This is a genomic window from Pedobacter aquatilis (assembly GCF_030409415.1).
GTDB classification, from domain to species: Bacteria; Bacteroidota; Bacteroidia; order Sphingobacteriales; family Sphingobacteriaceae; genus Pedobacter; species Pedobacter aquatilis.
This window is the reverse complement of record NZ_JAUFPW010000033.1, coordinates 188,625-207,507: the sequence shown is the minus strand read 5'-3', so window position 1 is coordinate 207,507 and position 18,883 is coordinate 188,625. Positions and strand designations below refer to the sequence as shown.

At 34.5% G+C, this 18,883-nt stretch carries 19 protein-coding genes and 1 tRNA gene; 13 read left to right on the top strand and 7 right to left on the bottom strand.

What is annotated here, in order from left to right; all coding sequences use genetic code 11:
- Nucleotides 1-323 precede the first annotated feature (323 nt).
- Nucleotides 324-854, top strand: coding sequence for an OmpA family protein (locus tag QWY86_RS15895; protein ID WP_290243425.1), 531 nt, complete (start codon nt 324-326; stop codon nt 852-854).
- A gap of 111 nt (nt 855-965) precedes the next feature.
- On the opposite strand, the gene QWY86_RS15890 is transcribed toward QWY86_RS15895, so the two are convergent.
- A complete protein-coding gene (locus tag QWY86_RS15890; RefSeq protein WP_290243424.1) occupies nt 966-1,412 on the bottom strand; it encodes a hypothetical protein in 447 nt (148 codons plus the stop codon).
- 51 nt (nt 1,413-1,463) lie between these two features.
- Nucleotides 1,464-1,922 carry a hypothetical protein gene (locus QWY86_RS15885; RefSeq protein WP_290243422.1) on the bottom strand — a complete coding sequence of 153 codons (459 nt, stop codon included), beginning with the start codon at nt 1,920-1,922 and terminating at the stop codon, nt 1,464-1,466.
- Between the two features lie 332 nt (nt 1,923-2,254).
- Between QWY86_RS15885 and QWY86_RS15880 the strand changes: the two genes are divergently transcribed.
- The 5 genes from QWY86_RS15880 to QWY86_RS15860 all read left to right on the top strand — a co-directional run bounded on the left by QWY86_RS15880 (nt 2,255) and on the right by QWY86_RS15860 (nt 7,735).
- Nucleotides 2,255-3,604: a M28 family metallopeptidase gene (locus QWY86_RS15880; protein WP_290243420.1), complete on the top strand. Its 1,350-nt coding sequence runs from the start codon at nt 2,255-2,257 to the stop codon at nt 3,602-3,604.
- A 140-nt stretch (nt 3,605-3,744) separates the two neighbouring features.
- On the top strand, nt 3,745-4,218 hold the full coding sequence (locus tag QWY86_RS15875; protein WP_290243419.1) for a TspO/MBR family protein: 474 nt from the start codon (nt 3,745-3,747) through the stop codon (nt 4,216-4,218).
- Between the two features lie 49 nt (nt 4,219-4,267).
- The gene (locus QWY86_RS15870) at nt 4,268-6,565 is read left to right on the top strand and encodes a patatin-like phospholipase family protein (RefSeq protein WP_290243418.1); all 2,298 of its coding nucleotides are present in this window, start codon (nt 4,268-4,270) and stop codon (nt 6,563-6,565) included.
- On the top strand, nt 6,562-7,092 hold the full coding sequence (locus QWY86_RS15865; protein WP_290243417.1) for a hypothetical protein: 531 nt from the start codon (nt 6,562-6,564) through the stop codon (nt 7,090-7,092). Before QWY86_RS15870 ends, QWY86_RS15865 begins: the two co-directional genes overlap by 4 nt.
- A gap of 64 nt (nt 7,093-7,156) precedes the next feature.
- The gene (locus tag QWY86_RS15860; protein WP_290243416.1) at nt 7,157-7,735 is read left to right on the top strand and encodes a 2'-5' RNA ligase family protein; all 579 of its coding nucleotides are present in this window, start codon (nt 7,157-7,159) and stop codon (nt 7,733-7,735) included.
- On the opposite strand, the gene tamL is transcribed toward QWY86_RS15860, so the two are convergent.
- Complete coding sequence (gene tamL / locus QWY86_RS15855) at nt 7,736-10,153, bottom strand: translocation and assembly module lipoprotein TamL (RefSeq protein WP_290243415.1); 2,418 nt, start codon at nt 10,151-10,153, stop codon at nt 7,736-7,738. It abuts the gene before it with no gap.
- On the opposite strand from tamL, the gene QWY86_RS15850 reads away from it, so the two are divergent.
- The 6 genes from QWY86_RS15850 to QWY86_RS15825 all read left to right on the top strand — a co-directional run bounded on the left by QWY86_RS15850 (nt 10,144) and on the right by QWY86_RS15825 (nt 13,272).
- Nucleotides 10,144-10,890, top strand: coding sequence for a TrmH family RNA methyltransferase (locus tag QWY86_RS15850; RefSeq protein ID WP_290243414.1), 747 nt, complete (start codon nt 10,144-10,146; stop codon nt 10,888-10,890). The genes tamL and QWY86_RS15850 overlap by 10 nt on opposite strands.
- Before the next feature lie 60 nt (nt 10,891-10,950).
- Nucleotides 10,951-11,024, top strand: a tRNA-Cys gene (locus QWY86_RS15845).
- A gap of 34 nt (nt 11,025-11,058) precedes the next feature.
- A complete protein-coding gene (locus tag QWY86_RS15840; RefSeq protein WP_290243413.1) occupies nt 11,059-11,229 on the top strand; it encodes a spore protein in 171 nt (56 codons plus the stop codon).
- A gap of 160 nt (nt 11,230-11,389) precedes the next feature.
- On the top strand, nt 11,390-12,058 hold the full coding sequence (locus QWY86_RS15835) for a DNA alkylation repair protein (RefSeq protein WP_290243411.1): 669 nt from the start codon (nt 11,390-11,392) through the stop codon (nt 12,056-12,058).
- Nucleotides 12,059-12,191: 133 nt separating this feature from the next.
- Nucleotides 12,192-12,677, top strand: coding sequence for a hypothetical protein (locus QWY86_RS15830; RefSeq protein WP_290243410.1), 486 nt, complete (start codon nt 12,192-12,194; stop codon nt 12,675-12,677).
- Nucleotides 12,678-12,711: 34 nt separating this feature from the next.
- On the top strand, nt 12,712-13,272 hold the full coding sequence (locus tag QWY86_RS15825) for a DUF4256 domain-containing protein (RefSeq protein WP_290243409.1): 561 nt from the start codon (nt 12,712-12,714) through the stop codon (nt 13,270-13,272).
- Nucleotide 13,273: 1 nt separating this feature from the next.
- Here QWY86_RS15825 and QWY86_RS15820 read toward each other — a convergent pair whose 3' ends face one another.
- The 4 genes from QWY86_RS15820 to nudK all read right to left on the bottom strand — a co-directional run bounded on the left by QWY86_RS15820 (nt 13,274) and on the right by nudK (nt 16,395).
- On the bottom strand, nt 13,274-14,305 hold the full coding sequence (locus QWY86_RS15820; protein ID WP_290243407.1) for a quinone-dependent dihydroorotate dehydrogenase: 1,032 nt from the start codon (nt 14,303-14,305) through the stop codon (nt 13,274-13,276).
- A 242-nt stretch (nt 14,306-14,547) separates the two neighbouring features.
- Nucleotides 14,548-15,216, bottom strand: coding sequence for an NAD(P)-dependent oxidoreductase (locus tag QWY86_RS15815; RefSeq protein WP_290243439.1), 669 nt, complete (start codon nt 15,214-15,216; stop codon nt 14,548-14,550).
- A gap of 66 nt (nt 15,217-15,282) precedes the next feature.
- Entirely contained in the window at nt 15,283-15,690 is a 408-nt protein-coding gene (locus QWY86_RS15810; protein ID WP_290243405.1) for an RrF2 family transcriptional regulator, read from the bottom strand.
- A 117-nt stretch (nt 15,691-15,807) separates the two neighbouring features.
- Nucleotides 15,808-16,395: a GDP-mannose pyrophosphatase NudK gene (gene nudK / locus QWY86_RS15805; protein WP_290243404.1), complete on the bottom strand. Its 588-nt coding sequence runs from the start codon at nt 16,393-16,395 to the stop codon at nt 15,808-15,810.
- Between the two features lie 301 nt (nt 16,396-16,696).
- Here nudK and QWY86_RS15800 point away from each other — a divergent pair, with 301 nt between their 5' ends.
- A complete protein-coding gene (locus QWY86_RS15800) occupies nt 16,697-18,604 on the top strand; it encodes an ABC-F family ATP-binding cassette domain-containing protein (protein WP_290243403.1) in 1,908 nt (635 codons plus the stop codon).
- Nucleotides 18,605-18,883: the final 279 nt, after the last annotated feature.

Genomic DNA, 18,883 nt, shown 5'->3' with positions numbered 1-18,883 from the left:
AATTACTATGATTTAGTGATTACAAGAATTTAAAAATGCAAATAAGCATAACAATCATCTGATTTACAACATCTTAAGATAATTAATTTATTTAAATACAGTCTAAATAAATTCTAATACACCACAAAAGTATGATTAAAATTTGCTGCCTAATGACTTTAAAAGGAGGATAAAGAACGAGTAAAGGAATTAAAATTTACGATGATTAATCATATTTTATTACAATTTAAATAGATAGAAAATAAAATTATAAGTTAACGACCTTAAAAACGTTATAGCTATTAGATCATTCGTATTAAAACAAACATTAAACAATATCAAACATGAACATCAAGAATCTATTTTTATCAACGATTATCGGATTATTAACACTTACTATGTATGCTTGCAAAGCAAAAAAACCACTTGTAAAAGCAGAACCAGCACCTGTTTCTAAACCAACTCCGCCTGTTGAAGATAAAAAGCCTGCACCAGAACCAGTAAAGGAAACCGAAGCACCTGCGCCAACTGATAAGCCAAATTTTAATTTAGACAACATTCAATTTGAGTTTAACTCGGCCGTATTAAAAACAGCATCTTTTTCTATTTTAGATAAAGCTGTTGCAGAAATGAAAAAATCGCCAAATACTAAATTTGTATTAAATGGACATTCATCGGCAGAAGGAACGCCAGAACATAACATGTCTTTATCAATCGATAGAGCAAACTCGGTAAAATCTTATTTGGTTAACGCTGGTTTAAATGCATCCAACTTTAGAATTGTTGGCCATGGAGAGAAAGAACCAGTTAGCACAAACAACAGCGAAGAAGGCAGAATTTTAAATAGAAGAACAGAAATTAAGATTGATAATTAATTTAACCAAATATCTATCTATTTCACAATGTCACATGAGCTTGTCGAGATGCCTTAAACAGGTTCTTCGACAAGCTCAGAATGACAAATTTTACAACAAAATCATATTCATTTAATCAATTGCCACAATTTTCCCATACTTTATTTCAGTTTCTACCGGTGCATCAGCAGGATATGAGATAAATTTTATGCTGAGGATACCATTTGAAATAGAAAATTTCCCCTTCTCGAATAACTGTCTGTTAACTTTTCTCTTTGTTGCAATGCCGGCAGAATTAATTTCTACGTCTTCACTTATATTAACAGTTAGGTTATCTCCATCGATTTTATAAATGCCATTAACTTCACCCGATTTATAAGTATTGGTCCAAATTTCCATAGTAAATTCGCCCCCAGGTTTAAAGACTAGTCTTCTACCCATACCTCCGCTCATGCCTGATTCCTGCCATGCTCCTGTAAGTACATCCTTCTCTTTTTCTGGTTTATCTTTTTTGCATGAAAATAACAAAACGCTTAACAGCAGAAACAATCCTGTAATTTTAAGTTGATTTTTTAACATAGTTTATAGATTTTTATGGTAAAACGAGCAGGTGATTAAAAATGCTACAGCTTAATAATCTTCGTTTTCCATTCCCGCTTCTAAACGTTTAAGCTCGGCATCCATATCTAACATTGCCATTTCTTGCTTTGCAATTAATTCTCTACAAGCAGCAAGCTGACTCCTTAAATCAAATATTTCTTTTTGAAGTTCTATTAAGCTCTTACCTGTTTCCTCATATGCTTTTCTAAGTTCTAGCCTGGTCATAAAACCACCTTCGCTTAAAAAAATATCCAATCCGGATTGTTTTCCAATCAATGCAGGCAATGGGTGTCCATGAACTTCACCAATTAGCATAACTAAGTTTAACTGGCTTAAAAGTTGAAGGTATTCTGATGCAAGAATGGCGTTACCCCTAAATATATGGAGCACCCTGTCTGTTTTAACATATTCCTCATGCTGAAACTCTTGTAGTATTCTATCCAAAAGTTCACATTTAGCCGATGTTAAGTTAGTAGGAAACTTGTCCATTACTATTTTTTTGAGGGATGATGAGCGTGTAGGGTAATTTTAAATTTATTTACAAAAAATAAATATAGAAAATTTACGCGTGTTTTTTTATCGATTAAGTTAATTAGTTACATTTAAGCACATTCATGCAATAAAAATCAAAACGTTTATGTTTAAAATATTGAATTTTATTTTTTTTGTGGAGATAAGATCAATCTAAAACTCATTTTAAGTGAACCCAAATGTTGTATAAATTTACAAATCGATTATCTTTAAATTGTTACAGCTTTTTAAGAAAACAACTTAAAATAAACATCTACAATCAATACATTAGCTCAACTAATTATCCTTTGATGAAAAAAATATTTACAATTCTGTTTCTAGCAGGTTTTACTTTCTCAGTCGATGCTCAAACCATCGTAAATCGCCACGCTGATATAGACAAAATGGTTAAGTCTGTTAATTCAGATTCATTGAAATCATACATCACCAAAATGGTTTCCTTTGGAACAAGAAGCACCATCAGCGATACAAAAAGTAAAACAAAAGGGATTGGTGCCGCAAGAAATTGGGTAGTCGCTAAATTTAATCAGTTTGCAAAGCAAGGTGATGGAAGATTAACAGCATTTTTAGATACCATAACCATAAAACCTGATGGGAAACGCGTTGATAAACAAATCTTATTGGGTAACGCAGTAGCGATTTTAAAAGGTACAGATGCGAACGATAAACGAGTTTTTTTAGTTAGCGGGCATTTAGACAGTCGTGTAACTGATGTGATGAATAGAGTTAGCGATGCACCTGGTGCGAATGATGATGGTAGCGGAGTTGCAGGCGTAATTGAAGCAGCCAGAATTATGAGCCAATATAAATTCCCGGCTACCGTAATTTTTGTTGCCGTAAGTGGCGAAGAACAATCTTTATTAGGCTCTGGTTTTATGGCGGCTAAAGCGAAAAAAGAAGGCTGGAATTTAGAAGCGATGCTGAATAATGATATGATTGGCAGTAATAATGCGAGCGAAACGCAAATTATAGATAATACAAAACTTCGTGTTTTTAGTGAGGGATTGCCAGCTTATGAGTTGGATAAAAACGCAAAAAACATTCGCCAGTTTGGTTTGGAGAACGATGGTAAAAGCCGCCAACTTGCACGTTACGTAAAAGAAGTTGGAGAACGTTATGTTGATCAACTTGAAATTAAATTGATTTACCGTAATGATAGATTTTTACGCGGAGGCGACCATACACCATTCGTAGAAAATGGATTCTCTGCAGTAAGGCTTACCGAAATGAATGAGAACTTCGAACATCAGCATCAAGACTTAAGAACTGAAAAAGGCGTAGTTTATGGCGATTTAATCGAATTTATGGATTTTGAATATCTGAGAAAAAATACCGCGGTTAACATTTCCGTTTTAGCAAATTTAGCCAAGGCGCCATCAATGCCAGCTGATGTTAAGGTCGACGTTAAAAACTTAAGTAATTCTACTTTTCTTTATTGGAAAGCGCCAATTAATGGCAATATTAAAGGCTATTATATTTTAATGAGAGAAACCAGTAGTTCGGTTTGGCAAAAGAAATTCTTTACTACTGCAACTGAATTGCGTTTGCCTTATAGTAAAGACAATTACCTTTTTGCCGTACAAAGTGTTGGTAATGAAAACAATGAGAGTTTACCCGTTATACCATCTGTTGGAAGATAAAAACCTTTTGATAGTTTACTGGTTCATTAGTCGTTAGTCATTAGTTCATTAGTTATTAGGATTTATTCAAGAAACTAATCAACAATTAAAACAATTTAGCATCAACAATCTTCCTTTAAACGTTCCAACAATTAAGAAAAATGAAATTTAAGCCTTTAGCCTTTATCATCAATATTGCTTTAACCCTTAGTATTGGCGCATTAGGTGGTTTGGCTACTGCAAAATCTGTTCAAACCTGGTACCCAACACTCAATAAACCTTCATTCAATCCACCAAATTGGTTATTTGCACCAGTATGGACAAGTTTGTACATTATAATTGGAATTGCAGCGTATTTGGTTTGGGTAAAAAGAGACAAGATTGAACACTTCCCACGTACTGTTGCACTTTATTTAATTCAGCTGATTTTAAATCTTTCTTGGTCGTTTATTTTCTTTTATTTACATGAAATTGGTTTTGCATTGGCAGAAATTATTATGTTGCTTATTGCAATCATGGCAAACGCGATTACGTTTTATAAAATTGATAAAGTTGCTGGTCTCCTATTCATTCCATACATACTTTGGGTAAGTTTTGCAACATTTTTAACCTATAACATTTTTATCCTGAACTAATTTTAAAAGAAAACCCTTATTTTAGGGAGTGATAACTTTTAAAAGATATTTGCCGATACTATTAGTTCTGTGCTGTTTCAAATTACAAGCACAAAAGGTTGGTTTGGTATTTAGTGGCGGTGGAGCCAAAGGATTAGCACATATTGGTACTTTAAAAGCGCTTGAAGAAAATCATATTCCTATTGATTACGTTACTGGAACATCAATGGGTGGAATTGTTGGCGCAATGTATGCCGCTGGATATACACCTGCCCAAATTGAAAAAATTGCCATAAGTGATGAATTTCAAAATTGGGTTAACGGACGATATACAAGTGATTACACTTATTTTTTCGAGAAAAATGCACCAAATGCATCAATGCTAACTGCAAAAGTTGCTATTGATTCGGGCTTTCATTTTAGCTTTCGCTCTAACCTGATAAATGACATTCCCCTAAACTTTGCCTTTTTAGAACTATTTTCTCAGGCATCGGCAGCATCAAAAGATAACTTCGATAATCTTTTTGTGCCTTTTAGATGCATGGTTGCCGATGTTCTTTCGCAAGAAAGTATTTCCGTTAATAAGGGAAGTTTGGCCGAAGCTGTAAGAGCAACCATGACGGTTCCAATTATTTACCGCCCAATTAAACTTGATGGAAAGTACGTTTTTGACGGTGGTTTGTATAATAATTTCCCTGCTGATGTAATGCAAAAGGAATTTTCCCCAGATTATATAATTGGTGCAAATGTATCTTCCAAAACCTATAACGAATATCCTAAAAGCAATGATGAAAGATTAATGAACCGCTTTTTGGTTTTCATGTTTCTTTCAAAGTCAGATTCTACTATGGTGGGCAAAAATGGCGTATACATTCAGCCAGATTTGGCAAATTATAGCGTTACCAATTTTTCGCCGGTTAAGGATTTAATTAAAAAAGGCTACGATGCTACTATTGCTGATATGGAGCGCATTAAAGCCCTTATTAAACGTAGAGTGACTGATGCTGACCTTGCAGCAAAAAGAGAAAAATTTAACCGTAAAAAGCCAGATTTAGTTTTCAACAACATTAATGTAACAGGTGTAAATGCTCAGCAAAAACGCTATGTAGAACGCTTATTTAAAAGTGATAAAAAGGCTTTCAATCTCGAAGATATTAAGCGAGGCTATTATAAATTAGTTGCCGACCAAACTTTTGAAACCATCTATCCAAAAATTGTTTACCAGCCTGCAACGGATAGCTATACATTTGAAGTGGTCGCACAACCTAAAAAAAGCTTTAAGCTCGATTTAGGTGGCAATATTTCAACCCGACCCATTAGTAATGTTTTCTTAGGTGCACAGTACAATTACCTAAATCGTAAGGCCTATACATTTGGCACAAGCTTCTATTCTGGCAGGTTTTATGAATCGGTACAAGTAAGCGGACGAATTGATTACCCAACTAAACTGCCACTTTTTTTAGGCGCAGAACTCACTTATAATCATTGGAACTTTTACAATACAAGTCAGATTTTTATCGAAAACCCAAGGCCAATTTACATTGAGCAAGCCGACAGGAAAATTGATATAATGATGGGGGTACCATTAAATTACAACACTAAAATTGTTTTGCATTCTGCTTTCATAAACAATCAGGATGAATACAGTCCGAATAATTCTTTTGCCGTTGGCGATATACTGGACCAAACTGTTTTTAATGGATTTAAGGCTTCTTTAAATCTCGAAAAAAACTCTTTAAACCGTAAACAATATGCAACCCGCGGACAAAGTTTTACTTTAAGTTTTAATTATACTACCGGAAGGGAAAACTATAATCCGGGCAATATATTCAGAAATATTGTGCCTCCAAATACAATAAAACCATTTAATCAAATCAGGCAATGGGGCAGCATCAAATTAACACAAGAAAATTATTTTCTTCACCTAAATAAATATACGCTTGGTTATTTAGTAGAAGGCGTAATTTCAAATCAACCACTTTTTAACAATTATTATTCAACGCTACTGGTTTCGCCTGCATTTTATCCTTTGCAAGATAGCCGCTCGCTTTTTCTAGATAAATTTAGGGCATCAACATATGCAGCGGGTGGTATAAAGAATATTTTTAACATCAGAAAAAGTTTAGATTTACGATTAGAAGGTTATTTATTTTTACCACATAAAGAATACGAATTGAATAATTTACAAGATATTGCCTACGCAAAAGCCATTAGTAAATTACGTTATGCAGCAACTGCCGGAGTCGTTTATCAATCGCCAATTGGCCCGGTTGGTTTAAGTTATAATTTATATAATGATGCGATTAAAAGAAATGGCGTATTATTGCATATTGGTTACTTAATTTATAATAAACGTTCTATAGAATGAAAAAGGGATTTATCTTGTTTTTTCTTTGCTTAACCAGCTCTTTTGGCTTCGCACAAACTTCGGCAATTAACAACTTTTTAGTTAAGGAAAATCTGTTAAAGAATAATAAATTGGCCATTATTGCGGCGGATTCTTTAGATAATCCTAACGAAAACATTAACGGAGCTTATACTTTTAGCGTAAGCGGTTTTACACAGAGCTTAAAATTTAACGATGGTATTGCCGTTTTACCATTACCTATAGAACGTTCTACCTTTGTGTATTTAAAGCATAAAAATGATTCGGGCACACATAGCAAACTTGTTTATGTTTACAAAAAAGATGGTGATTTAAATCCATATCCAATCAATAGTTTATGGTTATTTATCATACCGATCTTATTGGTAATAATCGCTTTTGCATTTAGAAAGCTCATCATTTTCGCAGTGATTATCTTTTTGGTATTTGTTTATTTTAACCACAGCAGCGGATTAAATTTAGCTACATTTTTCGAGAGTATTTTTGATGGGTTAAAGAATTTATTTTAATTAAATTCCTCAATTCAAAAGGTAGATTTTTTTTAAAAAATTACTAATTATTTTAGTATTTTTGATGATGGAGAATTTATTTTTGGTTTGTATTGTTCCGCCAATTTCGATTGTGGAAGATATTGACGTCATCCGCAATGAGATTTCAGAAAAATATCAGCTTTTCCAATCCTTAAAACGACCGGCACATATTACACTTTATAATCCTGTTAAAATATCATCTTTAGAAAAAGAGAAACAATTTTTTAGCACTTTGGAAAATGCTGCCTTTTCAACTCCATTTAGCCAGGTAATCAAAAACTTTAATTCTTTCCCACAGCATACCATTTATATCGATGTTGAGCAAAACGAAAGCTTAGTGAAATTGCAATCGCAAATAAAAAGGGAGTTAAAACCGCTAAACCTTCTTGATGAAAAGAATAACTTCAAATTTACGCCGCACTTAACAATTGCTTTTAAAGATGTAAAACCACATCAATACGCTGCAATTATGGATGAGTACCAAAATAAAAACTTCAAAAGAACATTCGATGTGAATCATTTCTCAGTTTACAAGCACATCGATAAAAGATGGCAACCTTTTAAAGAAATACCATTTAAAAACCCTAATACCAAACCTGGCCTTTTGAACTTATTCAGCTAATTAGAAAGGCATCCCGATACCAAAATTGTACTGTAAGAAACGGTAGGTGTCTGGTGCATGGGTTAAATTGAAATTATTTCTAAAATCTCTTCCGCCAGATAAAAACTTACCAACAACCCATTGTTCTGAACCTGAAAATTGTGGATCTTTAATTTTTAATCCAATATCAAACCTGAAAACGAAATACTGAACATCATATCTGAAACCTGCACCCGCACCAATTGCTGTTTGTTGCGCAAGCTTACTAAGCCTTAAAAGCGTCTGCTGCCTAATTTCCTCGCTAATATTACCACTCAAGGTACTTTTACCGTTAATGTTCCACACGTTGCCCATATCAACAAAGGCAGCCCCCTTTAAAACGCCTCCAAAAAACTTCTTCAATAAAGTGTAACGATATTCCAGATTGGCTTCAATTTTCATTTCACCTAACTGATCCAATCCAAATAAAGTTCTTCTACCTAAATCAGTACCAATAACGTCACGATTGTAATTGCCCGGCCCTAAAGTTCTGGCTTGCCAGGCTCTAATTCCGTTTGAACCTCCGGCAAAAAATAATTTCTCAAACGGAATACCGCGTTCTTCTGAGTTTCCGTAAGCGTATCCAACTCCGGCCGATAATCTCGCCACAAACTGATTAGTCCCACCCAAATGTTTATACCAACGGATATCTATCTCCGGACGAACATATTGGTTAAAAGGCAAACCCAATAAATTTGCTGAATTACCATTGGCAGGGTCTCTTTGAGCACCGAATACATTTGTGATGCCTTGCAAAAGGTTTCCGGCAATATCTACCCCGCCGCGGAAATAAACAAAAGTTCTCAGTTGATTAAGCTTATCCGCATTTAAAGTGTAGGTATATTTCATACCTAAGGTTAAATCTTTTCTACCTAAAAGGATGCCGTAATAAATGTTGTTGAGTAAAATCTCTTCCGGAATACTTGGGTCTAAATTTCCAAACCTATACTCAAAATTTAAGGGTGTAAAACTGTGCAGCTTTGATTTTGTTTCAAACCAGTCATAGGTAATCGAGTTGATAAAAATTCTTCGCACCGAAACATCCTTCTGCAAAGCATAAATGTAACTTGATGAAAAAGTTGTGTGTGGCATACCATTTCCGCCCAAAACAGGATTGTAAAATGGTATAATTAATCGCGGAACACTAATACTTGCGCTGATAGAGAAATCTCGCTGATAAATATCACGAAATGGGGATGTGCCGTTACCAATTCTAGATTGAAGGCCGCCTTTTAATTGCAATTCAAATCGCTCTGCGCCACGAAATAAATTATTATTAGTGTAGGTGTTACTAAGATTGAAGCCAACCGTACCACCATTAAAAGGCACCTCACCCTCTACCCTGTTACTCATTACCTTTTGCGGCGTTAAAAGTATAATTGGGTTAATTTTGTTCGATGTACTATCTCTTCTGTAATAATCTATTTTAACATTCTTAAAAATGTTAAGCTCATACATTCTATCGTATGTTAGCTGCTCGTTTCTAATATCATAAAGTTCGTTTTGCTTTAAAAAATCATAACGAACAATTGGATTTCTTCTATAGCGACCTGAGAAATCTGTATAAACGATACCATTAATGGTATCTTTACTTAATTTATACCTTGCAGAATCTGGCAAACCATCAGGACTTGGCGCAATAAGCATATGTGTATTGCCAATATAAAACTGCTTATGGTCGCCATTTGGCGGATTTGTAATATTGAGTTTTAAATCAACTTTTTTAACATCCTCAGTTTCAATCACATCAAAATTCACAAACGGACGTAAAAATTCATAATATCCATTCTCCTTCATTATTCGATAAATCTGATCTCGTTCATAACTTAAGGAATCTGAGTCATATTGCATGCCTTCATGAAGGTGTGTAAATGTAGGTTTTTCCTTATGATAAACAGTTCTGACCTGAGGCGTAAAAATAGAATCAGAGAGTTTTCCGATGTATGATGCCGGACCAGGCTGGGCTTTAAAATTTATCTCTGCCTTTTTTTCCTTCACCTTAATATTTGATATAACCTTCGCTTGGAAATAACCTTTTCCCCTCAAAAATTTTTCAATCTGATTTCTGGAGATTTCAACAAGCGCACTATCAAGAATTGCAGGTGGCGAACCAAAAGGTTTTATATCTGTAGTTTTATATCTGCCATCCTTTGTGTTAAACAAATTATATAACGGCACATTAATACTAAATGCCGAAGAAGGACGAATATCCTTTTGAACATAGTTGTAAGCCTGTTCTTCAAACTTAACATCAACACTATCGATAGTAACTTTTTTAACAATTGACTGGTAATCTGGAATGTATTTAGTTGATGAACAACCCTGTATTAAAACAATAATTAATAGTAATATTGCAGGGCTTTTCAGTTTAGAATATTTAAAGGATTTGTATGCTTTCAAAATCTCAGATTAGTTTTATTAAATCGTTACATCAAAAAAAATATCGTAAAGAAAATGGTCTTTTTTTGGTTGAGGGTATAAAATCTATTAAAGAATTTATACAATCAAATTTTCAAATTCATACCATATTTTACAACACCGAACAGTATCATTTGTTGCCCAAATTACCTGCAAATATAAACTTATTTGAAGTAAACAACGCTGAATTAAGTAAGATTAGTACATTACAAACACCACAAGGTTTTTTAGCAGTTGTTCACCAGCCTGAAACTTCTTCTGTTGACTTAAAATCGCTTAAAAATCAGTTTACAATTATTTTAGATGGTGTGCAAGACCCGGGCAATATGGGCACTATCATTCGCACGGCAGATTGGTTTGGTTTCAAAAATATTATTTGTTCTGAAGATTGTGTGGAAGCTTATAATCCGAAAACTGTACAAGCAACAATGGGCTCGTTAGCAAGGGTTAATGTTTATTACGAAAATTTAGTTACCATATTAGAAAAAACAGATATGCCAATATTTGGTGCTTTGCTAGATGGAGATTCAATTTATAAAACTGATTGGGGTACTGAAGGATTGATTATTTTAGGTAATGAAGGAAAAGGAATAACGCCTGATGTAATAAAAAAAATTAAAAAACCTGTAACCATTCCAAGAATTGGAGCAGCAGAATCATTAAACGTTGCCGTAAGTGCTGCAATCTTTTGTGCTGAAATAGTGAGAGTTCGAAATTAAAAGCAGATTTTATTTGCGGACTAATTAATAATTCCTATTTTTGCAACCTTGAATTTAAAGGGTCGAGTGGCCGAGTGGCTAGGCAGAGGTCTGCAAAACCTTCTACAGCGGTTCGAATCCGCTCTCGACCTCCATTTGTACAAATAAAAATAATAAAAGGTTAAAACCATGGCAGTTACCAGATTAAAAAGAAAAGACAGAAGAAATAAAAATACCGCTCACCAAGAAGTGGATTTCTTAAAAAGAGCTACTAACATTGAGTTAGGAAGTCGCTCTGCACAACCTAAAAACGACCAATTAGCTAAAAACAACGCTGTTTTAGCTGGTTTAGCAAAATAGTTTTTAGAGCATCTTCTAAAAAATTTAAAGCATCCTTCTGATCAAAGGATGCTTTTTTTTTGCCCTGATTTTTTGTTTAAATTAATAAGTGGGATTCTCAAACCTTTACTTTGCTAATTGCATTTTTAAAGATAATTTTGAGAAAGATAAGCTAACGATAATGAATCTACAAGAAACCATATCAACACTTAAATCACTTGGCGACGAAAAAGTTCGTAATATGCACTTAAAAAATGGCGCAAGAGAAAATTTATATGGCGTAAAAATGGGCGACATCAGAGCAATCGCCAAGAAAATAAAAACCAATCATTCTTTAGCGCTCGAACTTTGGAAGACTGAAAATATTGATGCAAGATTACTTTCAATTTTAATTCTGAAACCAAAAGAACTCTCGGCTGATGAAATTGAAACAATGGTTTCTCAAGAAGATTTTACCTGGGCGGCAGATTGGTTTTATAATTACATTGTTAAAGATTACCCTAACAATGAGCAATTTCGTGAACGATGGATGAACACTAATGACAAAATGCTTGCCAGAGCAGGTTGGAGTTTAACAAGCGGTCGTGTAACTAGAAATCCGGAAGGAATTAACATCGAAGCTTTATTAGAAAGAATTGAAAAGGAAATGCTGACTGCTGCTCCAGAAGTGCAATGGACAATGAACACAACACTTGCTCAAATCGGCATAAATCATCCGGAATATAGAGAGCGAGCAATAAAGATTGGAGAATTTTTAGGTGTTTACCGTAATTATCCGGTATCAAAAGGTTGCACCTCTCCCTTTGCTCCAATTTGGATTAACGAAATGGTAAGCCGACAAAAGTTATAATCATCCTCAACAAAAATATCTAACCTTAAGTCGAAAAGTAATTCGTAATTTCGCAAAGCGATTTATTCGTAATCTCCCTTCAGCACAATTAATGTGTAACTAATAAATTTAATCTCATTAAAAATTAATCGTAATGAAAAAATTAACGATAGTGCTTTTAGGTATAATAGTATTTTTATTAAATGCTAGCTTTATTTCTAAAAATAGTCTAGAAAGAAAAGCGGAAACGACTTCATCATTTAGCAAAAATTGGGAGCAAGAACCTTTTACAACAATCCATATTTTTGAAGCAAAGTTAAGTGAAATAAAATATCGATTGTGCCCGGGTAGAACGTCTTTATGCCCTAAAACTTGTGGCAATTCTGGAGAATTTGCAAACTTTCGAGTTCTAAAATACAATAAGTTACTTATAAACGGAGAAGCAAGAAAGGAGAAAATGGCAACATTTACAATGCAGTTGAGCGATTATAACAAGAAAAAATTAAAAAATAATTATTCAGAAATAATCAAAACTTTAAAGCCTGGAGATTTAGTCAAAATAAACGTTGCATATATCTACGATACCACAAAATCTTCTGTTAGAACAATTGAAGAAATCAAATCGGTTACTAAAATATAAAAGCTATATATTCGCTTTATTATCAAGCAATATTATGAGTAAAAAAGAATTATCCAACCAGGAAACAGAAGCACTATTAGCTTTATTAAAAACCCGTTTTGATAAAAACACCAACAGGCATGAAGATGTAGAATGGATAAAAGTAGAAACTAAACTCAGAGAAAATGCTACTAAACTTTGGTCGTTAAATGAAATGGAACGCACAGGTGGCGAACCTGATGTTATTGGATACAGTAAAGAAACGGATGAATATCTATTTTGTGATTGTGCTGCAGAAACACCGAAAGGCAGAAGAAGTATTTGTTACGACCGTGAGGCACTTGATTCGAGGAAGGAATTTAAACCAGAAAATACGGCAATTGATATGGTCAATGAAATGGGTATCGAAATTTTAGATGAAGAAGGATACAGAGCATTACAAAAACTTGGGAAATTCGACATGAAAACCTCTAGCTGGATAAAAACGCCTGACAATATCAGAAAACTTGGAGGTGCAATTTTTGCTGATTACAGATATGAAACCGTTTTCATTTACCACAATGGAGCCTCATCGTACTACGCCGCAAGGGCATTTAGAGGAAGTTTAAAAGTTTAAATTACTTGATTAGGGATTTACAAATCGATTTAATCAATCCCGGACCTTCATAAATAAAACCAGTATACAACTGAACTAAACTTGCACCAGCATCTAATTTTTCTTGTGCATCTTTAGCTGAATGAATTCCACCCACACCAATAATAGGGAACGCTTTATTTGATTTTTCTGATAGATATTTGATAACTTCAGTAGAGCGTTCTTTAACTGGTTTGCCGCTTAAACCACCCATTTCTCCGCTCAAAGTTTTCTCTGTAGCTAAATTTGCTCTGCTGATGGTAGTATTGGTAGCAATAATGCCTGCAATTTTAGTTTCAGTAACAATTTCGATAATATCATCCAATTGCGCATCAGTTAAATCAGGGGCAATTTTTAATAGAATTGGTCTGGAGATATTGTTTTTATGGTTGCGTTCTTGCAGTGTATTTAAAATGTTTTTTAGTGGTTCTTTTTCCTGCAACTCCCGTAATCCAGGCGTATTAGGAGAGCTCACATTTACCACGAAATAGTCTACCACATCAAATAGTCTATCGAAGCATTTGATGTAATCACTTACCGCATTTTCATTTGGCGTAGCTTTATTTTTGCCAATGTTTCCGCCAACTACAATATCCGGATGTTTATCTTTTAGCATTCGCAAGCGCTCTGCCATTACATCAACACCTTTATTATTGAAACCCATCCGGTTAATTAAAGCTTCATCATTCGGTAAACGAAACATGCGGGGCTTATCATTTCCAGGTTGCGGCATTGGTGTAACCGTACCTACTTCAATAAAACCAAAGCCAAGATTGCTTAAAGATTCTACATATTCGCCATTTTTATCGAAACCTGCAGCCAAACCAACAGGGTTTCTAAACTTGATTCCAAAAACTTCTTTCTCTAAACCTTTTATATGAACATCAAAACTGCTACGGATGATGGTTTTACCAAGTGGAAACTTATCATTAAACCATTTTAACCTTTTAACAACAAAATAATGTACGTTTTCAGGGTCAAACTTAAAGAATATTGGTTTAATAAGGCGATACATGCCACGAAGATAAATAAAATCTAGAAAAAAATGTAAGATGTGAAAAATGTAAGATGAGGCAATACAAAGATAGGATGGATAATCTAAGATGGGGCAATGGATGATGGAATATGGAAAACCCGCTTTATATTTTAAGTTCCCTGTTTTACAGCATCCATCTTAGAGCTCAGCTTACATCATCCATTACATCACCCATCTTCCATTAACACATCTTCCATCCTACATCATCCCTCTTACCTCACCTAGTATGCTGCTGTAAATTGTTCCTGGTGATGAGCATTATTTTCCAATTCATCTGCCAAAACAATTGATAAATCTTCTACTGATAAAATTGAGCGACCTTCCTCATTGAAAACAGGAGAAGTTTTACCTAAACGATATTTGCCGGTGCGGCCGATTGTAATACCTGGATGCATTTCAATCGCCGGACTAAAAAACAACCAATCCAGTCCTTTTTCTTCTTTAAGGATATTAAAATAATCCCTTACTGCTGATGCGCCCGGATAAATATCCTTTGGGAAATTTTCACCATCAACCAATTGGTTACCATCAATTTGCAAGGTACCTGCCCCACCAATAAAAATAAACCGTTTAACATTTGATGCTTTTACACCAGCTTGAATTGCTTTTGCGCCGGCAAAAGTTTCATTGTAAAGATTTGGATTAGCCCAACCCGGATTAAATGCACTAACAACCGCATCTGCCCCATTAATTGCGGCTGCTAATTTTTCGGTATCCAAAACATCAACCGAAACTTTGGTTACCTTATCATCATTATTTTCAATCTTTTCGGTATCGCGGGCAATTGCAATTACTTCATTACCACGATTTACCAATTCGTTTACTAAGGCTTTACCTACAAAGCCCGATGCGCCTATTACTGCTACTTTCATGTTATATAAATTATTTATTTTGGATGAGTGAATCTTGAATATTTTATTGTAATAAATTTTGTTACAGTTATGATTAAAAAAACATTATTTAAACTTCAGTGCAAAATCTGCAAGGGTTTGTTTTGATAAATTACCAATCAAAGCATGCTCAGCATCACTATAAAGTGTAACTAAATGCTGATTAATCTGCTTTCCAATCGGGCATTTAGGATTTGGCTCATTTTTACTTTGCCCTAAAATATTTTCGGTCCTAACCGCTTTATAAACCTCGCCTAAGTTTATTTCAGCAGCACTTTTAGCCAAATAAGAACCGCCGCCTTTACCCTCCTTGCTTTCTACGAAACCATGTTTACGCAAGTTGACTATTTCCTTACGAACCAATACAGGATTTATATTAATACTCCCAGCAAGATAATCCGAACTCACTACCTCCCCTTTTGCATCTTCGAGCAAAGTAAGTATGTGTAAGGATATTGGAAATCTGCTATTCATTCTGTAATTATTTTTATTACAGTACAAATGTAGATAATAAATTTAGATTTCAAAAAGAATATTGAAATTTACTCTTAATTGTTTAGACTGATATAAGATTAAAAACAACGGCCGTTACTAGGCACCAAGTAAGTCATTAATTTGTGCGTACTGCAAAAGCATTATCGTTTTACCGTCTTTAATTTCACCTGTAGCAATCATATCTACAGCTTCATCAAATAATATTTCTAGAACCTCAATATTTTCTTGCTCTTCATGATGCCCACCGCCATCACTCACCTTCATATCTTTTGAATATTCTGCAACAAAAAAGTAAACAATTTCTGTAACCGAACCTGGCGACATATAAGCTTCGAAAACCTTCTTTACATCCTTGATTTTGTAACCGGTTTCTTCTTCAGTTTCACGTTTTATTGCCGTTTCCGGATTATCTTTATCCAGCAAGCCAGCACAAGTTTCGATAAGCATTCCGGTTTCGTTACCATTAATATATGTTGGCAAGCGGAATTGCCTTGTTAAAATTACGGTTTTGTTTACAACGTTATAAAGTAGAATTGTAGCACCGTTTCCCCTATCATAAGCTTCTCGATTTTGGATTTCGCGGGTTCCATCTTTCTTTAAATACTCAAATGTAATTTTATTTAAGATATACCAATTATCCGAAAGAATTTCCTTGCTTAATATCTTAATGTTTTCGTTGTTCATGCGTTAAAATTTATGAGCTTAAATGTAATTATTTTTTTCCCATGGGATGGATGACACGCAATTCTTAATTTAAAATACTTCAGTTTAAGAACCTTAGGAGGGTCAACCGACGGCATACCGACGGTATACGGACGGTGAAACGACGATAGCGCATTTATTTCTGCGACAATTACGCCATTATACGACACAAACGACAAACACAGTTACTATTTCGCGTTACGAATCATCGTTATTACGCCAATTTTTCTATTTCAATATCCATCGGAAAAAGCCTTTTAAAATTCGTACTTTTGCAGCCGAAATGATTTCAATAAACAATTTAACATTCCTTATCGGCTCGAGAGCCTTATACGACGACGCAAACTGGCACATTAAACCTGGCGATAGAGCAGGCTTGATTGGTGCAAATGGCACAGGAAAATCGACACTTTTAAAGATAATTGTTGGCGAATATGCCCCAACATCAGGAACAGTTTCTATGTCGAAAGACTTGAAAATTGGCTATTTAAATCAAGATTTACTTTCATACGAATCGCACCATAGCATTCTACATGTGGCAATGGAAGCTTTTGAGCGCCAAAACCAGTTGCATGATGAAATTGAGGAGTTGCTTAAAAAAATTGAAACTGATTATAGCGAAGAAGTTTTAAATAAACTAAGTGATAAGCAACAAGAATTTGAAGCCTTAGATGGCTACAACATTGAATATCGGGCCAATGAAATTTTAGCGGGTTTAGGTTTTAGCACAGCAGACCAACATCGCCCATTAAATACTTTCTCTGGAGGTTGGCGTATGCGTGTAATGTTAGCGAAAATTTTGTTACAAACACCGGATATTCTATTGCTGGATGAGCCTACTAACCACATGGATTTACCCTCAATTAAGTGGTTAGAAACTTATTTAGCAAGCTTTGAAGGTGCAATTGTAATTGTATCTCACGATAGGTATTTCTTAGATAAAATTGTAAATAGAACAGTAGAATCTCGTAAAGGAAAGTTAACGGTTTATGCCGGAAATTATAGCTTTTATGTAGAAGAAAAAGCATTACGTGGAGAAATTCAAAAGGGAGAATTTAAAAATCAACAGGCAAAAATTAAGCAGGAAGAACGTTTAATTGAACGTTTTAAGGCAAAGGCATCTAAAGCTAAAATGGCGCAATCGCGGATGAAAGCTTTGGATAAAATGGAGCGTATTGATGATGTTGATGATGATAACCCAACGGTAAACTTCAGTTTTAAATTTACAAAACCATCTGGCCGACACGTTGTTCGCATTGAACACGCCACAAAGCATTATCCAAATGTGCATATTTTGGAAGATGCCGAAGCGGTAATTGAAAAAGGCGATAAAATTGCTTTAATTGGTGCTAACGGTAAAGGAAAATCTACTTTATTAAGGATGATTGCCGGAACTGAAAAATTTGATGGTTTCTGCGAAACCGGCCATAATGTTACCACTACATTTTTTGCGCAGCACCAGTTAGAATCTTTACACCTGGACAATGCAATTTTAGAAGAATTACAAGCCTTTGCGCCTAAACATTCAGATACAGAATTACGTAGTATATTAGGTTGTTTCTTATTTACCGGTGATGATGTTTTCAAAAAAATTAAGGTGCTTTCTGGAGGAGAAAAATCTCGTGTGGCTTTGGCAAAATCTTTAACCACAGATTCGAATTTTTTAATTCTGGATGAGCCAACCAACCACCTGGATATTCAATCGGTTAATATATTAATCCAGGCTTTACAACAGTTTGAAGGAACCTTTATTGCGGTTTCTCACGATAGATATTTCTTAGACAATGTGGCCAATAAGATTTGGTTTATCGAAGGAGAAAAAATTAAGCAATATCCTGGCACTTATGAAGAATATGAGGAATGGAACAGCAAACGCGAGATTCCGGCTTCGAAACCAATTCCTGTAAAAATGCCAGAAAAAGCGAAGGATGAGCCAAAAATTGTTACACCAAATTTAGCTAATCAGTTAAAAAAGCTAAATGATGAGTTAAAAAAGGTGGAAACTTTGATTGCTGAACAGGAAAAAACTGTAAAAAACATTGAGGCTGAATTGGCTGACGAAAATGTTTACAGCAAAGCTGATAAATTAGCCGAAGCTAATAAGCGATATTTGGCTGCAAAGCAAGATTTAGATATCAGCCAGTCGAAGTGGGAAACCTTAGCCGCTGAAATTATGGAATTGGAAGGTTAGGTTTTAGCCACAGATTTACAGATAAATATTTTAGCCATAAAAAAATTTATGGCTATTTTTCTTGCCACGGAAGCACTGAAGAAACGGAAAATTTATAATTAAGGTTTCTACTATTATATATACCCCTAAGAATTTCGCTAATAAAATAGGCTCAATCATTCTGTGATTTCTGTGTTTCCGTGGCAACCTGATTATTTTATCTTTTTTTGCCACGGAAGCACGGAAGACACGGAAAATTTATAATTAAGGTTTCTAACATTATATATCCTTAAGAGTTTC